Raw genomic sequence first — 18,625 nt, forward strand, 5'->3', positions numbered from 1 at the left:
AGTGGTGACCGAAGACACTGCCGGTCTGGGTAATATGGGCTGGCGGGAACTCTTCACCGATCCTTATCTGCAATCCCTCATCGAAGTGGGATTGCAGACCAATACCGATTATCAGTCCGCCCAGCTCCGTGTGGAAGAAGCACAGGCCGTACTTATGTCCGCCAAACTTGCTTTTCTGCCCGCTTTTGCTCTTGCTCCGCAGGGGACAGTGAGCAGTTTCGATACGCAGAAGGCTACGCAGGCTTATTCGTTGCCCGTTACTGCCAGTTGGGAGTTGGACGTTTTCGGGCGTATGCGCAACTCCAAGAAACAGGCGAAAGCGCTTTATGCTCAAAGCGAAGATTACCGTCAGGCAGTCCGTACACAGTTGATAGCAGGTATAGCCAATACCTATTATACCCTGTTGATGCTGGACGAACAACTCGACATCTCCCGTCAGACGGAAGAGGCATGGAAAGAAACCGTTGCGTCTACCCGTGCATTGATGAATGCGGGACTGGCAAACGAATCGGCTGTGTCGCAGATGGAGGCTGCCTATTATCAGGTGCAGGGTTCGGTCCTCGATTTGCAACAGCAGATCAGTCAGGTGGAGAATAGTCTTGCCTTATTATTGGCGGAGACGCCACGCAACTATGAACGTGGGATGCTGGCAAAGCAGCAGTTTCCTGCTGACTTCTCGATAGGGATTCCTGTCCGGATGCTTTCTTCCCGTCCGGATGTCCGCTCGGCAGAGCGGACGCTGGAAGCGGCGTTCTATGGCACCAATGCGGCACGTTCGGCTTTCTATCCTTCCATCACTTTAGGCGGAAGCGCCGGATGGACAAACTCCGCCGGGGCGATGATTATCAATCCGGGCAAGTTTCTCGCGTCAGCGGTAGGTTCGCTTACGCAGCCGCTCTTTAACAGAGGGCAGGTGGTGGCACAATACCGCATTGCCCGTGCGCAACAGGAAGAAGCGGCTCTCGGTTTTCAGCAAACGTTGCTCAATGCCGGTAGTGAGGTGAATGATGCTTTGATTGCCTATCAAACCAGTCAGGGAAAAAGAATCTTGCTGGATAAACAGATCACTTCCCTGCAAACGGCTCTGCGAAGCACTACTCTGTTGATGGAGCATGGTAATACAACCTATCTGGAAGTGCTTACTTCCCGGCAGTCGTTGCTTAGTGCGCAACTCTCGCAGACGGCCAATCATTTTACTGAAATACAAAGTTTAATTAACCTATACCGTGCTTTAGGGGGAGGTCAGGAATAAACTGTATCATACTCTCTGTTTTCTAATTTAATGAAAGAAGGGCTGCCGGAGAAGTGATTCTGTGGCAGCCCGCTTGTTGGGCATATATATTCAACGTGTTGGATATATAGATCCAACACGCTGGTCATATATGCCCAACACATTGGATCTATATGTCCAATACGCACGGTATATATAGCTTGCAAGTCACTGATAAACAGCGTTATTCTACCAGACTTTTTGCTCTTTCCAATGCTACGTTGATATTCGGGCAGATATTCTCTTTTCCCAGCAACTCGTAGAATCCGGCTTTTTCCAGTACATTATGCACGTTCTCGTTGACTCCCGAAAGAATAATGGTAGTCTTTTCCTTCTGCGACATTTCGCAGAGAGCAGTCAGGTTATGAATACCTGTGGAGTCGATGAACGGAACCTTGCGCATGCGGATAATACGTACTTTCGGGCGGTCTCCCAGTTGTGTCATTGTCTCTTCAAACTTGGTAGCGATACCGAAGAAATAAGGGCCGTTGATTTCGTATACCTCTATACCTTTGGGAATCATCAGGTTTTCTTCGTGTACGGTAATATCCGATTCTTTATTCGGGTCAATCTCATCGGTAATCACCGAGATTTCGGTAGTCTCCATGACACGTTTCATAAAGAGGACGCAGGCAATCACCAATCCTACTTCGATAGCGACGGTCAGGTCGAAGATAACGGTCAGGAAGAACGTGATAAGCAGTACGGTAACGTCCGATTTCGGATTCTTCAGTAAAGCTCTGAATACACGCCATCCGCTCATGTTGTAAGATACGATGACCAGTACTCCGGCAAGGCATGCCATCGGGATATATTGTGCGAGTGGCATCAGGAAGAGCAGAATCAACAGTAATACTACTGCATGAATGATTCCGGCTATCGGTGTCTTACCCCCGTTGTTGATATTCGTCATGGTACGGGCGATAGCTCCGGTGGCAGGAATACCTCCGAACAGCGGGGCTATGATATTGGCTGCTCCCTGTGCAATCAGTTCTGTATTGGAGTCGTGGCGGTCGCCTATCACACCATCGGCTACCGTGGCAGACAGCAGCGATTCGATAGCTCCCAATACGGCAATGGTGATAGCTACCGGAAACAATTCCCTGATAGCTTCCCAATCCAACGCAGGCACAACGGCATCGGGCAACTCCGATTTGATGGTGAAGCGGTCGCCGATTGTCTGGATGCAGTCGATTCCTCCGAAAGTTTTCATCAGGTAAACAGCTACCGTCACTACGATGATGGCAATCAGCGAGCCGGGAATTTTCTTTGAGAACTTCGGAGTGATAGCGATAATAATAATGCTGACAATACTAACGATGGTATTCCACCAGTTGATCGTGTCGAAGTGTCGGAAATAAATCAGCCACTTCCCGACGAAGTCTCCCGGCACTTTCTCATCTCCAAAAGATAAACCGAAAATATCAGCAATCTGGGTTGTGAAAATAGTGACGGCGATACCGCTAGTAAATCCGACGATGATAGGGTAAGGAATGAATTTGATGACAGCTCCCAGCTTGAACACTCCTAATAATACAAGGAGTACGCCCGCCATCAGCGTGGCTACAATCAGTCCGGCCTCGCCGTATTGTTGTATGATGCCATAGATAATGACGATAAATGCTCCTGTAGGACCGCCGATCTGGACTTTGCTGCCTCCCAACAGGGAAATGATGAATCCCGCAATGATAGCGGTGATAATACCTTTTTCGGGTGAAACTCCCGAAGCGATACCGAAAGCGATAGCCAGTGGAAGCGCCACGATACCTACGATGATGCCGGCCATCAGGTCCGCCATAAACGTTTCTTTCGAATAATTCTTTAGACAAGAAACCAGTTTGGGTTTAAATTCAAATAGCTTCATTTTTATATGTTGTTATACGTGTACTCTGTTCTTTTTTGCAAAGTAGAGGTTGCAAAATTAGATAAAATAATCGAAATAAGTATATTTTTGAACATACTATTTGTCTGTTGATAGATTTCATCAATGAGGTGATAGTTTTTATTCATTAAGAAAAGATGGTTTATTGTGAACAAATCGCTTATATTTGCGTTATAAATAGTACGACAAGTTACGTTTGGTAATCAACCAATTTAAAATATATATAGAATTATGGCTAAGAGTATTAAAGGAACTCAAACAGAGAAAAATCTGTTGACTTCATTCGCAGGAGAATCACAGGCTAGAATGCGTTACACTTATTTCGCAAGTGCAGCTAAAAAAGAAGGCTACGAACAAATAGCAGCTATTTTCACTGAAACTGCCGATCAGGAAAAAGAACATGCAAAACGTATGTTTAAGTTCCTCGAAGGCGGTATGGTAGAAATCACTGCCAGCTATCCGGCCGGTGTAATTGGTAATACACTTGAAAATCTTCGCGCTGCCGCAGCAGGTGAACATGAAGAATGGTCACTGGATTATCCTCACTTTGCCGATGTGGCAGAACAGGAAGGTTTCCCAATGATTGCTGCTATGTACCGCAATATCTCCATCGCAGAAAAAGGTCACGAAGAAAGATACCTGGCTTTCATGAATAACATCGAAAATATGACTGTATTCGCTAAAGAAGGCGAAGTGGTATGGCAATGTCGTAACTGCGGTTACATTGAAATCGGTAAGGAAGCTCCTGAAGTTTGCCCGGCATGTCTGCATCCACAGGCTTATTTCGAGGTGAAGAAGGAAAACTATTAATCTACGGATGGATAGATAAATCTCGGATGATTTAGATAAAGAAAATGCCGCTTGCAGTAATCTACAAGCGGCATTTTTGGGTAACGAGAAATACAAATTGCTATCTGAATGACAGATTGGCAGGATTTATCTATTGATTCCGGTAATCTTTGGGAGATACACCGTATTGCTTTAAAAACTCCCGATAGAAATAAGATTTATTAGAGAATCCACATTTAAACATAATCTCGGATACGGTCAACTTGGTTGTCCTTAATAACTTGGCTGCATATTCCAGTCTGATGCCTCGTACAAATTCACTCGGAGTCTTATCTATTATTTCTTTGAACTTCCGATACAAGGTAGCTTTGCTCACTCCTACAAATTCGGCAATAGAAGAAGGGCTTAATAACTCATCATCTATATTATTCTTTATGAAGTCTGTTACATTCTGTATTAACTCTTCGTCTTCCGGATGAAGAACAATCCCGTCTTTTACTTTCACAGAAGACATGCTGGAATTGAAATAGTCCTTTAAAAGCATTTGTCTCGACAGCAGATTTTCTATGGTGGATATAACCTGCCTCGGGTGAAATGGTTTGACGATATAAGCATCCGCACCATGGTTAAAGGCATTAATCTGGTCTTCTACAGAAGCTTTTGCCGATATTCCTATGATCGGAATATAACTTGTTTTCAAATCGGATTTCAATTTATTAATCAAGCTCAAGCCGTCCATGTTGGGCATAACAATATCACTTATAATTATATCAGGATGATTATGTTCTATCTCTTTCAAAGCCTCTACGCCGTCTTTTGCTTCATGTATCACATAATCAAAGAGGACATCTTTCAGCAGGTCTCTGATATTCTTTTCATCTTCCACTATCAGTATGACAGTATCTTTGCGAGGGGATAAGTGATCCTGCCCGTTCTTTTCTTTCTGCAACGAATCTTTTTCATCCGTTACAACAAGTGAATGATCGGATGGTAGAGAAGGAATCACGACTGAAAATTCAACACTTTTTCCCAGTTCACTATTTACACTTATCTGCCCGCCTAATAATTCAACCAGACTCTTTGTTAGATTTAAACCTATGCCATTGCTTACAGAGTTACCCAATTTCGGAGTATCAAATATCTTATACTTATCAAATATCTCTGCCATCTGTTGCTCGGTTAACCCCTTGCCGGAATTTCTTACGAGCAAGTATAAGGTTTTATCAGGTTCATTTTGTGATATCTCAACATGAATATATCCATAACGAGGAGTATATTTGAAAGCGTTCGACAGTAAATTGAATATAATTTTTTCCAAAGCATTGCGGTCGGAATAGATCTCTGACGTATCATGAGTCTCTACCTTGAAGTCTATTTTATTCTCTTTCAGGATATCCACATAATTGTTGGAAGCATATTCCATCAATGATTTTACGTTCACATTTTCAGGATGCAAATCCATATTGCTCGATTTAGTTTTACGAAACTCCATCAACTCACTAATCAGCTTCTGCATCCTTTCGGCATTATTCTTTATTATTTGGAGATATTTCTTTGTACTACCATCTAACCCGTCCTGTTCCAACAAGTGCTGTGCAGGTGTATAAATCAAAGTTAGGGGGGTAAAGAATTCATGTGCCACATTGGTGAAGAAATTGAGCCGGGATTCATAAATCTTCTGTTCATGCCGTTTCTCTACCTGGGCTATAAGAACCTGGCGGCTTAACCGTATGCGATTTTTGATAACAGACTTTGTGATGTAGAAGATAATAATGCACAATATGGCATAGATAATCAATGCAGGAACACTAAGCCACCACGGATAACCTACTTTTATAGTTAAGCGATAAATGTTATCTCCCCATACTTTGTCGCCATTCGTGCTCTTCACTTCAAGCTGGTACTCACCCGGAGGAAGTTGGGTAAAGATAATATTCGGATTATTACCCATCCCCACCCAATCATCCGAATGGTTCTTCAAGCGATAAGCATATTCACAGTTTTCATTATTAATAAAGTCTTTGGCTATGAAATTGAAAGTCATGAATCTTTCTTCATAGCTAAGTTTCAACACTCCTTTTCTGATACGTTCATTAATGTCCTGTACCGTATTATATATCTTCAAACTACTTAATATAAGTGGAGGATTAAACTCGCGCAAATGTATATTTCGAGGATTGAAATAACTAAATCCGCTTACTCCTCCAAAGTACAAGAAATCACGATGATCCTTGAAGAAAGCTCCATCAGAGAATTCATCATTCTGCAATCCGTCATTCAAGGTATAATTATCTATTTTATTGTTTTTTACATTCAGGCTAGACAATCCCTGGTTGGTGCCAATCCATATCTTTCCTTCGTGGTCTCTTAATATTCCATGAATCGTTTTATTATTCAATTTCTCGTCGGCATATTGTATCAGGTGAAAATCATTCTCCTCCTTTTTCAATTCGTTCAGTCCATAACTTGTTCCTATCCATATATTGGCATCATCACGCAGTAAGCACAATACATCATTATTGGTGAGTAAAATCCGACTGTCCATATCCTCCAATGATTTTATGCTGTTATCTTTCATATTGATACAGTTCAAGCCTCCGCCACGTGTGCCAAACCATAACATATTGTCTTCCGGATCGGATGTAATGGCATAAACAACATCGTTATTCAATGAGATATTCTTATCCGACGAATTATATTGCCTGAACCCTTTAACGTGATAACGACCTTGCTCTCTGGAAATATTTATTTTGATTAAACCATATCCTGATGTCCCCACCCATAAAAGAGAATCATTGTTCGTAAAATAAATGTTGTACACAGCCTTGAAAGGCGGGTATTTGTCAGGTATCTCTAGCTTTTCCAACCGTCCCGTAGCAGCATTCAATATATTGATTCCGGTTCCTTCCGTTCCGATAAAAATGTCATTCGCTTTATTTCTCCTCAAGGCATAGACAGAATTGGAAATCAATCCTTTACTCTCATTCAGATAATCTGTCAATTCTTTCGTTGCAGGATTCAACAGTTTTATTCCGCTTCCTTTTGTTCCTATCAGAATATTACCATCTTCATCTTCACAAAAACATCTCACAGGGTGACTGGTGTGAACGGTTTCAAATAAAGAGTCGTAATGATAAAGTTGAATTAATCCTTGTCCGTCCGTTCCTATCCACAATATGTTCTGACTACCGGAATAAAGAGTGAAGACTGATAACTGACTGGATAGTTCGTTCAGGTAGGTAAAAGTATTCTTTTTTAAATCATAATGAATACATCCCCCTTCTATAAAGCTGACGTACATCTTGTTCTCTGCTAAAATAACCTGCGATACAGGTTTGCTACTATCCAGCTCAATGCATTGGGAAACTGTAAAGTCGGGATTTAAAAGGAAAAGTTTGTTGTCTTTGTTTAAGATAAATCTGTCTTTCGACAGAAATATCTTATCTACAGGCGTCTGTATGTCGACTGTGCGTAAATCACTCTGTTTTCCTCCGTTAACGAGTAGATTGTAAGTCAGATGCACGGTATTTCCATTATTTAAAAGGAAAAGCATACGATCGGAATCACTCACGGAATAATCCTTTATATGACTTGCAAAGTCTGTGTTAATCGGATTAAACTCATCTTCAGAATCATTGTAGACAAAGAACCCCAGCCCCTTTATGAGGCAGATAATATCTCCTGCCGCACTCTTTCCTAAAATAAAAGACTTTTCCTGATTGGGTACTTTATTATCTGTTCTTAAATAATACCTTGTTATCTGACGGGTTCGTTTATCTAACCGATTGATTCCATTATCTGTTGCTATCCATAAACTGCCCTTACATTCGATAATCTGGCGGATAACGTTATTACTTATAGAATTCGGATTGTTTTTGCTATATCTGAATGTCGTAATTTCTCTTCCATTATATGCATTCAGTCCATCCCATGTCCCAATCCAGATTGTATGTTCTGCATCTTCCAAAATACAGTTTACTGAATTATTTGTCAGTCCGTTAACATTTGATATGTGTTTTGCCACATTAAAAGCATAAGACTTTGTGGAAGTGACAAATGCAATAATCAGAATAAAAAATAATTGTGCGTATAAGATGTTTCTCATGTAAATGAATGTTATTTATACGGTTAGGATAATAGCAAATATAAGGAATTTATTTTATTCCGCGCATATTTTCATCGGTAACGGAGGACTTATACAATTGTGGAATAGTCAAAATTACAAACGATAATCTACGATTTCACCGTCAACAATCAATTTACCATGTTTCTTTGTTTTTTTAGCGGAAGCAGGAATACAAACAATAGTTACGGCATTGTCCGGGTTCAGGATAATGCTTGTTTCGCCGGTACAATTTTTCTTTATGTATTTTTTGGATACCAGATCGTACAAGTCCGTCGGTTCCGTAAAGTGTTGATTCAAAGTTACCTCTTTTGCTTCAAAATAAGGATTGAATAAAAGATAAGTAGGATATTTTCTTGTGGAATAAAAGTCTGTGGCATTACAATCCAATTGAAGAATACATTCCACATTAGTAGTATCTACAATAGAGGCTAGCATACCCACCCAGGCCGAGCCATACAAGCAAATATCTGTAGCTGAAGACATGGTTTTTACTTGATCCCCAATAGCATAGGGACCCTCATCGGACAATAATCCCTGGAACGGTTCAAAATGATTGCCATGATACAAATCCTTCCTCAATCCTTCATAGCAAATGACGTGTTGAGGATCACCTTCCCAGATAGAACTCGACTGACGGTTGCGGGGGTGCTCGTCTGCATAAAATAAGCGGCAGGCGTTTGCCAGGTTCAGCATCCACTTGCCTATTGTGGAAGCATAAGCCGGGTTGTATTTTACAATTGGGACAAGTGCGGCAGCTTGTGAAAAGGTGTTCATGGCAAAAGCATATTGTTCATCCTTTTTTTGTCCTACCAATCCGTGTACGTCGTATTTGTTCCAACGCTCACACATCACTCCCCATCCGTCACGGTCTGAATTATTACCGTCGAAGCACCAGTTCAGCATTTTCAGCTCATCATAAGTAGTTCCAAGTTCCGCATTCATGCACACTGCCAGATAAGCCCCATAGGGCATCATTATCTCATAGAAAGTACCTTCTTTCTGGGGACGGTTTTGCAAGAATGCCATGCATTGGCGTGTAGCATTCAGATACTTTTTATCTCCGTATTTAATCCAGGAGATGTATTGCAACCAAGCAAGTCCTGCGGCTGCATCCGGTTCACGCCATACTTTATTATGGTACCCTTTACGGTTCTTAAAGTTGAAGGCGGTGAAGTTGAAGTCCGGATATTCTCTACCTTCACTCAAGTCTTGGATAGCAGCATACCAATTGTCAACAGTGATCTTCATCGGCTCCTGCATCTCTGTTTTTTGAGGATATAAATCTACCAGCATCGAATAAGCCATTGCCGGCCATATCTCGTACCAGAAACTTTCTCCGGCTTTCCTGTCGAGGCCGTTCAATATAAGATTGGTTCCGTTCTTCTTGTTGAAGAATTGTCGTATCATTGATACATAATCTTTTCCGTCATCATTGCTTTTGTCTACTCCTATCAGACTTGCACTAATGAGTGAGCCCATAGTGGGAAGAGATTCATAAGAATTTCCTCCTAACCGTCTTTTATCTACGTAGCTTGGAAGTCCGAAAGTGCGGAATGGAAAGTTTACTTGCGAATCGTCCCACCAGATAAGAGGCAGGTTCTGCCCTTTGGCGTTGAAATCGTAAAATAGTCTGTCCTGTTTCGTGGCTATATCTTTCCAGTTTTTCATTTTATAGGGGAAAGGTATATTGGGCATATACTGTACTAAGCGGATCTCTTTTTGTTCTATCGGCTTTTGTGCCGGCAGGTTGTTGAGAAAGAAAAAACCTGCTACGAGAAATAATAATGTCTTTTTCATGGTCAGTTGGTTGTTAAAAAAGGGCGGATTTTATAATCCGCCCCCTCATTTTATTCATATTAAAAACCCGGATTTTGGGAAAGAATATTGTTGCTCTTATCCCTTTCACCTTGCGGTATCGGAAACAGATAATCTCTGTCGTCCCTAAAATTGGCACCTTTCGAGGTATTATATTTGGTTGCATAAGCACGCATAACGGTTCCGAAACGTTTTTGTCTCATCAGATCATCCCGTCTCCATCCTTCCATCGCTAATTCACAACGGCGTTCCTTCCAGATGATTTCTTTCAGACGCTCTTGGTCGGTTTCTGTTATGTCGGGCAGTGTATTAGTTGTTGTAGCAGGGATATACGCCTGTTGATCTCTTCTCGGATCTATCGGATTAGTTTTGCGGGCTCTTTCTCTTACATCATTCAGGTAAGGAAGTGCAAGCCCTGGTTTTCCATTTTCGTTTAATACTTCGGCATACATCAAGAGAACATCGGAATAACGGATCAAACGAATGTTGTAACTAATCATCCAGACGTCGAAACCTGTTTTTTCTACTGCTGGCACAGTCATCTTGTAATCATGATAACCGCTTGGAGATTCAGCATTGTCCTGCGCTTCAGTATCACCTTTATATCTATCACCAGTTTGTGTGAATACATAAGTAATACGTGGGTCATCTGCGTCAAAGGCATCATGGAGATCTTGGGTTGGTACGTGAAATCCATATCCTTGATAACCGGAGATGCGTCTGCTTGTGAAGAAGTGAGGGACATTGGTACCTGTGGCTATGTTTTTGTCATATACTTTGTTAGCAATCTCAAATACTGATTCCGAGCTGTTTTCATATTCAGTACGCCAGTTCATGCCGTAATCGCTCAACAATGTATAGTCTTTGTCTACTTCAATAATATCATGAAGTACAGTTTCGGCAGAGGCAAAATCACCTTTGAACATGTATGTTTTAGCAAGCATTGTTTTAGCAAAGCCACGTGTTGCACGATAAGCATCATCTTCAGAGTAATCTCCTTTTGCAGGAAGTGCGGAGGCATCAGTTAAATCATTTACAATACATTCATATACCTTCTCCAATGGGGAGCGGGGTATTTGCAGTATTTCAGCGGGTTGCATCGGCGTAGTGATTAGAGGCACTTCTCCGAATGTAGTGACCAGACAATAGTACCCGAATGCTCTCAATGCTTTTGCCTCGTTTGCATAACGTTTCAATAGTTCTTCGTTTCCTATTGCATCAGGAGCATAATAAATCACATCGTTACAGCGATTGATTAATCTGTACAGAATCTCCCAACGACGTCCTACTTCACCATTGGTTGTGTAGATCGTAAAGTCGGACAAGTCGCGTACTTCGGCACGGTCACCGTCATTTCCTCCTCCTTTTAGAGCATCATCCGTACTGCAATCACCTACAAAATAATGATTTAATGCATATTCATTCCAAGTTGTACGTAATTGAAGATAAGCTCCAGTCAAGGCTTGTTCAATATCGCTTTCCTTCTGATAATAATTATCGCTTGTGGTTTTACCATAACTTGGTTCGTCGAGAGAGCAGCTATACAACCCCACTCCGGCAAGAGCCCAGCATATTATAAATAATATTTTTCTCATAATGTAATGTCTTTTTAGCTAGATTTAAAATTGCAAATTAACTCCAAAAGTGAATGTACGTGAAGACGGATAACGTGTAGTATCCACTCCCATATCCAATGGGTTATTGATACCCAGTTCCGGATCAAGTCCGGAATAACCGGTTAAAGTAAATATATTCTGACCGCTCACATAGAATCTACAACTTGAAAACAGTTTGCTCTTCTGGCAAATGTGACTCGGCAGTGTATAACCTATTTGCATATTCTGCAAACGCAGGTAAGAACCGTTCTCCACATAGAAAGAAGAACCTCTCATATTATTGTTAGAGTCAGAGTTGGTTATGCGTGGATATACAGCATCCAAATCCCCGTCTTTTGTCCATGCTTTTGTGTAAGCATCCGCCAACGCATTCTGGCGTCCTGCTGAAGCAAGGCTTCCTTTAGCAACGTTCCAGATGTCATTTCCAATAGTTCCCTGGAATGCCATACTTACATCAAAGTTCTTATAACTGAATCCTAAGTTGAAACCATAAATGAGGTCCGGATTAGGATCACCGATAAAAGTACGGTCATCATCATCGTTCAATTCGCCTGATTCTCCTAATTTGGCAAACTTAAAATCACCCGGTTGTGCATTAGGCTGAATCTTGGTACCATTCTTATCCACATAATTGTCTATCTCTTCCTGATTCTGGAATATTCCTATTTGTTTGTACCCCCAGAAACGTCCGATAGGACCTCCTACATACGTACGGCTGGTATTCCCACTCAAATATTCCGATGTAAGTTTGGTTACCTCTGTCTTATAAGTAGACATGTTCAGCCCTACATTGTAATTAAAGTCTTTTCCTATCTGGTTACGGTAGTTGACTACTATTTCAAAACCGGTATTCTTCAAGTCTCCCGCATTAAAGAAGGGGCTGTTAGGGAAGGCGCCAAAAGAAGGAATAGGCATATTCAGCAACATGTCACTTGTTTTCTTTACATAAAAGTCCATACTTACATCAAGGCTGTTTTTAAAGAAAGACATATCTAAACCGACATTGGTTTGCTGGCTGGTTTCCCATTTGATATCTGCATTTCCCACATAAGTCGGGACGTAACCTTGTGAGTACCCGTTTCCAAAGTACCACTGATTCTCATTATTGGTGCCAATCAACGTAAGAGGCGCGTCTCTATCAATTCGTTGGTTACCATTCTGTCCCCAACCTACACGCAGTTTTAAATTGGAAATTGTATTTTCAATGTTCAGGTTCTTAAAGAATTCTTCATTGCTCACTCTCCAACCTAATGAAACTGATGGGAAATAGCCCCAACGGTTACGTTTGGCAAATCTTGAAGAACCGTCGGCACGGAAATTGACTGTAGCAAGGTATCTGTCATCATATACATAGTTGATACGTCCCAGGTACGACAACATAGAAGATGTTTCTTTACCTCCCGAGGTGTTATCTCCGGCTGTTTGTGCATCAAGTATCTGATAGATTTCATCGTTACCTAAAGCCTTTCTCTTAAATGCATTAATGCCTTCGCTGCTGTTCTTCTCATAAGTCATGGCAACCATTGCATCCAGTTTATGCCTGCCTATTGTCGTGTTGTAGTTAAGGCGTTGTTCCACTTGATAATTAGAAGTAACAGCGCTATTATTATTCAATTGAGTTTCTTTATTATATTTACTTTCCTGATTCGCTAAGTTATCTTCCGAAAAAGTAGACGAATAGACAGGGCGGAAGTCTTTGAAAGTATCATGGTATCTTTCGAAGCTATACTGTACCCGATAGCTCAATCCTTTATACAATTTGATTTGGGCAAACACATTACCAAATACATTGAATATGTCATTGTATCTATTAGGAAGTTCGAGCATGGCTACCGGATTAGGGTCGTAAGACCACTCGGTAGGCGCATATTTGTTATATTCGTAATTTTCAGAAGACGGATCTACCAACGGGCTGATAACAGGGGTAAAAGGATCAGCTTTTTGAATGAAATCGAATGAAGGAATTGCTCCTGCGTCACGTTTTCTTATCTTTGCCAGATTGACATTGGCGCCAACAGTGATAAATTTGTTAATATCATATTCAAGATTCGCTTTAAGTGAAAGTCTCTTGAATTCAGTAGTGATGATTGCACCCTGATCGTCTACATATCCTAAACTTAAAGAAGATCTCGAATTATCTGTCCCTTTACGGATGCTTAGATTATAGTTCTGGTTGAAAGCTGTACGGGTTACTTCATTCCACCAGTTGGTATTATAACCTTTCTGATACTGATTGGTAAACTTATCCTTCATTGAGTTTTGAAAGCTTGCATCGTTTTCATACGCTTTCATGATGAAGTTGTAGTATTGGTCGCTGTTCATCATGTTCAATGCTTTATAACTGTTTTTTACACCTACATAAGCATCCAATGTTACAGTCGTTTCACCTTTCACCCCTCCCTTGGTAGTAATGAGGATTACTCCATTAGAACCTCTCGAACCATAGATAGCGCAGGCTGAAGCATCTTTTAATACTTCCATACGTTCAATATCAGATGGATTCAGGCTACTGATGTTATCCATGAACTGTCCATCAACTACGTACAATGGATTGTTGTCATTGACGGTCCCTAAACCTCTCACGCGGATCACTGCATCCGATCCCGGCTGACCGGAACTGGCGGCAACAAATACGCCGGCTGCCTTACCTGTAAGTAGTTCGGATGCATTGGATACTGCATAGTTCTTAATATCCTTACTACTTATAGAAGCCAAAGCACCGGTAAGGTCACTCTTTCTTTGAGTACCGTAACCAATAACCACAACCTCATCCAATTCATTATCGGACACTAGATTTACATTGTACGTTCCGCTATTTGTTACGTTTACAATTTCAGTTTTAAAACCGACATACGAGAATGAAACTTTATTTGACGATACTTTTAATGTATATTTACCGTCAAAATCAGTGATAGTACCATTGGTCGTTCCCACTTCAAGAACAGAAACTCCAATTAAAGCCTCTCCGGTATTACTGTCGTATACCACACCCGAAATACTCTTGGTTTGCTGTGCAAAGACATTTGTGCAAACAGCAAGAATAAGAATGAATAATAAATGCTTACTCATAGTTTATACACTTAGATTTAATTATATGAAATGATATTTTGTTTATTCGCAATAATCTTACCATCTTTCAGTTCTAATTCTGTTCCAGCGGGAAGTTCCACAATTACTCTTGCGTCATTGGCCGGGATCTCAACGGAACCATTTGTCTTTATATTTTTTGCTATATATTCTTTGGCAACAATATCAAACAAATCACATGGTTGAGTAGCCTGATAAGTAATGGCTTTGGTCTCTTTATGAGGGTTATAATAGAGATAGACCGGATAAGGTTTCTCTGTATAGAAGTCTGTGACATTACAATCCAGCCGGAGAATACCCTCCACATTCGTTTGACAAACAATGGCCCCCAAAATACCAACAGGAGAAGAACTGTAAACGCTGAACATGCTCTCCGTCGGATTACCTTTTATCCATTTGGGACCATCGCCGATTGCAACCGGACTAACTCCTTTTAATGATGCTTTTCCATAGTCATCCGTTTTTCGTAAACCTTCATAAGAAACATTATCATAAGTAATGTCCTTCAATTCCGGAGCCCATTGATGTGTTTCATCTATTTCCCCCGGATAGAACAAACGACATGCACTTGCATTGTTCAACATCCACTTGCCGATAGCTTTTGCATATTGAGGCTGATATTTCACCATCGGAATGAAAGGCCAGGCGGGTTTGATACTGTTCATAAGGAATGCATATCCTCCGCCGTCTGTGATACTTCCTTGCAGACCACTTACATCATAATCACCCCATTTTCCTACAATAATTCCCCAACCGGTTCTTCCTGCAGGGCTTTTACATCCGTCAAATACCCAATCAAGAAGTTTGGCTACATCATAGTTGGCTCCCTCTACTGCATTCAAATAGGCTGCCGTATACACTCCGAGTGGTAAAAGAGCCTCGTAAAAACGGCTTTCTTTCTGGGCAAGCAGGGCTTCGATGGCACTTTTACTATGTTGCAGATAACGTGGATCACCAAACTTATGATAAGCACATAACAATACATAAGCATGACCACCGGCGGCGTCTTGTTGCAATGGAATATTATTCACCATTCCTTTCATTTGGGCATAGTCAAAATAAGAATAGTCGTAATTTCCATTCAATACGGAATCTGCTTTAACAAACTGCTCCGCAATGCTTTTTTGTATCTTCTCTGCCCCGTCTACATCGGGGAAGACATCACATATCGCATAATATAAGGCATTGGGTAATACATCATACCACCAGTCGCGGCCATAGCCTCCTCCTAAAAGGGCTACTGACGGAGTCGTATTGTTCATGACTATATTCCAGCCGTTATCAGAATTGAAATAATTCTGCACCATTTTTACATAGTTATATCCGTCTTGATTCGTCTTGTCAATCCCTACAAGGCCGGCACCAAGAATAGCAGCCAATGAGTTCAGACTTTCATGGAACTCTCCGTTATTGGCATTCTTTCCCTGACGAATATCTTTAATGGCAGTATATAAGCCAAATGTAGTCTGGTCCATATTTCTGCGGGCGTCATCTAACCAGATTAATGGTCCGACTTCACTTTTATTATTCCAGTCAAAAATAAACTGGTCATACTTTTGGGCTTTTTGCTTCCAGTCCAGCATTTTATAAGTTTCAGGCATATCAGGCATAGAGTCTACCCTATGGATGGAAACCTGCTTTACCTTTTCACCAAAGTTATTTCCGTTGCCCGAGCAAGATGCCAGGAGACAAACGGTCATAAGTACAAAAACACCTTTACTTGTCATTTTCATGTTCAATAGTATCAGTTTGATTAGTAATATTCTTAGCTAAAGGATATGCCGCTAATTGTAATCCGGCAACAATCACCAGCGCATATTTCAATGCAAAATCCTGCGATACACAATAAGCAAGGAAGATAAACAGTAGTAAACCGAAAGCTCTTCCAAGGAAAAGGCCGAACTCATGACTTAGGATATATGCATATTCGTTTCTATTCTCAATCTTTGCAACTGCATCAATTGTTCTCATCATAATGGGGAAGTAAGCCAGGTCGAACAAAGGCTGGAATATCACTTTGCAAAGGACGAAAAGGATCACTCCCGTAGCAGAGAAGAGAATTCCGTTGAATAGTGTACCGACAAAGAATACGATTAGTCCTCCTACAAATATTTTCAAACGGTCTTGCGGGCGGGCCATACGTCCTAATACATACACCAGGACAGCGGTCAGTGCCCCGCTAACTCCCTGAATCAATCCTAACGCTCCTTCATCTCCTACCAGCTTCAATACCAATATAGCCGGTGCCGTTACTAAAAAACCTTGAACCATTCCTTTCAATCCGGCTAGCCACAGCATCTTTTTCCAAAGTATGTTGAAGCGGAAATAGAGGAAGTTCGTTTCTTTGGGGTTCTCGAATTTACCTTTCCACAGTGTCATGCAGGCGATAACGGTAATGACTACTGCTGCCATCGTAACTACACAGTAAGAGGTATTGATATTGAAGAGGAATCCGAAAACTTCTTTTCCATCTATCTGGCTGATAAATGCGCCTATAATTAAAGGAACACCGATGGAGGTAATAGAAAAGAAGAAAGACTCTAGTCCGAAGAAATAGTTACGGCTGTTGTCGTTGGTATTATAGAGAGCCAGCAGGTATCGGTTGGTCCAGAAGAAACCAGAAGCTGCTCCCATTAAAAAGCCGGCCAGACCAAGTTCGACGAAGCCAAGTGACTTGATAGTCATCATACCGAACATGGAAATGCCACTTACCAGGATTCCTACCGAATAAAGTGTCTTCACACTGTATTTCTTTAGCAGATAACCGTTAACAAGAGAGGTAGTAATGATGCCTATATACATTGCCAGCTGATAAAAAGCAACCATCACGGGGTCACTCGTGTTTCTCATGATATAGGCTCCCACAAAGATTTCTACTATCGGTAGTACCAATGCATAAAGCATATTGGTAACCAACAGTGTTCTCATGTTAGGTTCCTGTTGCTTAAAGAACAGATATTCTTTTTTCAGTTTATTCATTACTTCTCTTGTGTCTGTTTTAATACATTTAATATCTCTGAAATGGAAAGCTCTGCCTTACAAATCACTTCATCGCTTGCTCCATAATACATGGTTATCGTATCGTCGTCCACCAAATGCCCATTAGTGAAAACTACATTTCCGAAGAAACCTGTTTGCTCATAAGCGGCGATAGGTTCCATGATCGGTTCTTCGCTTCTTGCAATCACTTTTGACGGGTCATTTAAATCGAGTAATAAAGCCCCCAAGCAATAACGGTGATTAAAATCGGCTCCATGATAAATCTCCAGCCAGCCTTCTTCTGTCTTTATTGGAGCTGCTCCTGCCCCTACACGTGCGCAATCCCACATTCCGTCACGAGTGGTTGCCACACATTTGTGGTTTCCCCAATGCAAGCGGTCGGGCGATTCTGCCAACCATATATAATTGCCGCCAAGTTCGGGACTGCTTGGGCGATGAAGAGCGAAATACCTGTCACCTATCTTCTGTTCGAACAATGCACAATCTTTATTATGTGGTGGGAATATCATCCCATGCCGTGTATAGTTTTTCCAATCATTGGTGTGAATCAGTCCAACTCCTACAGCTACCGACGATACTTCTGTGAAAGTAAGGTAAAAACCATCTTCGGTTGTTGCAACACGGCAATCCTCAATACCGAATGCTTCCAGCTCTCCTTTTCCGAAAATAGGTGGAAATTCCGGTTCATCTTTGAAGTGAATACCGTCGGTACTTGAAACCAATCGTAAGTAAGACATCGTGGTCAGATAATTCTTTCCTTTGTAACCGATAACGCGTGGGTCTGAAGCATCCAAATCGGGATCATTCTTTAGAAACGAAACCACTTCTATTTTTCCTTTTTCATTATATATAGGAAAACTGATAATTCCTTCTTTCTGTATAGGTCTCTCTGCGACGCGCAAAAGTAACCAAATTTTGCCTTGATATTTGAAAACTCCGGGATTTAACAAACATGTAATTTCCATTCCGTTGATTCCCGCTTTTAAATCTTTTGGAGCCAGTAGGGGGTTCTGCTCACATCTTTTAGCTATATCCATAAT

At 41.3% G+C, this 18,625-nt stretch carries 10 protein-coding genes; 2 read left to right on the forward strand and 8 right to left on the reverse strand.

Going from position 1 to position 18,625, the window contains the following annotated elements:
• A partial coding sequence (locus DWZ47_RS12405; protein ID WP_233525040.1) for an efflux transporter outer membrane subunit occupies nucleotides 1–1,252 on the forward strand: 1,252 nt, incomplete at its 5' end.
• 202 nt (nucleotides 1,253–1,454) lie between these two features.
• Here the strand turns inward: DWZ47_RS12405 and DWZ47_RS12410 are convergent.
• Nucleotides 1,455–3,134 carry a SulP family inorganic anion transporter gene (locus DWZ47_RS12410; RefSeq protein WP_004298804.1) on the reverse strand — a complete coding sequence of 560 codons (1,680 nt, stop codon included), beginning with the start codon at nucleotides 3,132–3,134 and terminating at the stop codon, nucleotides 1,455–1,457.
• 249 nt (nucleotides 3,135–3,383) lie between these two features.
• Here DWZ47_RS12410 and rbr point away from each other — a divergent pair, with 249 nt between their 5' ends.
• Nucleotides 3,384–3,962, forward strand: a complete 579-nt coding sequence (rbr, locus tag DWZ47_RS12415; RefSeq protein WP_074707036.1) for a rubrerythrin — start codon at nucleotides 3,384–3,386, stop codon at nucleotides 3,960–3,962.
• A 130-nt stretch (nucleotides 3,963–4,092) separates the two neighbouring features.
• Here rbr and DWZ47_RS12420 read toward each other — a convergent pair whose 3' ends face one another.
• From DWZ47_RS12420 to DWZ47_RS12450, 7 genes are all read right to left on the reverse strand, one after another.
• A complete protein-coding gene (locus DWZ47_RS12420) occupies nucleotides 4,093–8,046 on the reverse strand; it encodes a hybrid sensor histidine kinase/response regulator transcription factor (protein ID WP_117513310.1) in 3,954 nt (1,317 codons plus the stop codon).
• 114 nt (nucleotides 8,047–8,160) lie between these two features.
• Entirely contained in the window at nucleotides 8,161–9,864 is a 1,704-nt protein-coding gene (locus DWZ47_RS12425) for a hypothetical protein (RefSeq protein WP_117513312.1), read from the reverse strand.
• A gap of 59 nt (nucleotides 9,865–9,923) precedes the next feature.
• A complete protein-coding gene (locus DWZ47_RS12430) occupies nucleotides 9,924–11,477 on the reverse strand; it encodes a RagB/SusD family nutrient uptake outer membrane protein (RefSeq protein WP_117513314.1) in 1,554 nt (517 codons plus the stop codon).
• A 24-nt stretch (nucleotides 11,478–11,501) separates the two neighbouring features.
• Complete coding sequence (locus DWZ47_RS12435) at nucleotides 11,502–14,567, reverse strand: SusC/RagA family TonB-linked outer membrane protein (RefSeq protein ID WP_004298825.1); 3,066 nt, start codon at nucleotides 14,565–14,567, stop codon at nucleotides 11,502–11,504.
• Nucleotides 14,568–14,584: 17 nt separating this feature from the next.
• Nucleotides 14,585–16,318 carry a hypothetical protein gene (locus DWZ47_RS12440; protein WP_117513316.1) on the reverse strand — a complete coding sequence of 578 codons (1,734 nt, stop codon included), beginning with the start codon at nucleotides 16,316–16,318 and terminating at the stop codon, nucleotides 14,585–14,587.
• Nucleotides 16,302–17,564 carry an MFS transporter gene (locus DWZ47_RS12445; protein WP_004298829.1) on the reverse strand — a complete coding sequence of 421 codons (1,263 nt, stop codon included), beginning with the start codon at nucleotides 17,562–17,564 and terminating at the stop codon, nucleotides 16,302–16,304. Before DWZ47_RS12445 ends, DWZ47_RS12440 begins: the two co-directional genes overlap by 17 nt.
• The gene (locus tag DWZ47_RS12450; RefSeq protein WP_117513318.1) at nucleotides 17,564–18,622 is read right to left on the reverse strand and encodes a glycoside hydrolase family 130 protein; all 1,059 of its coding nucleotides are present in this window, start codon (nucleotides 18,620–18,622) and stop codon (nucleotides 17,564–17,566) included. Before DWZ47_RS12450 ends, DWZ47_RS12445 begins: the two co-directional genes overlap by 1 nt.
• Nucleotides 18,623–18,625 lie beyond the last annotated feature (3 nt).

The sequence above is a fragment of the Bacteroides sp. AF32-8BH genome (assembly GCF_003435205.1).
Taxonomy (GTDB): Bacteria; Bacteroidota; Bacteroidia; order Bacteroidales; family Bacteroidaceae; genus Bacteroides; species Bacteroides ovatus.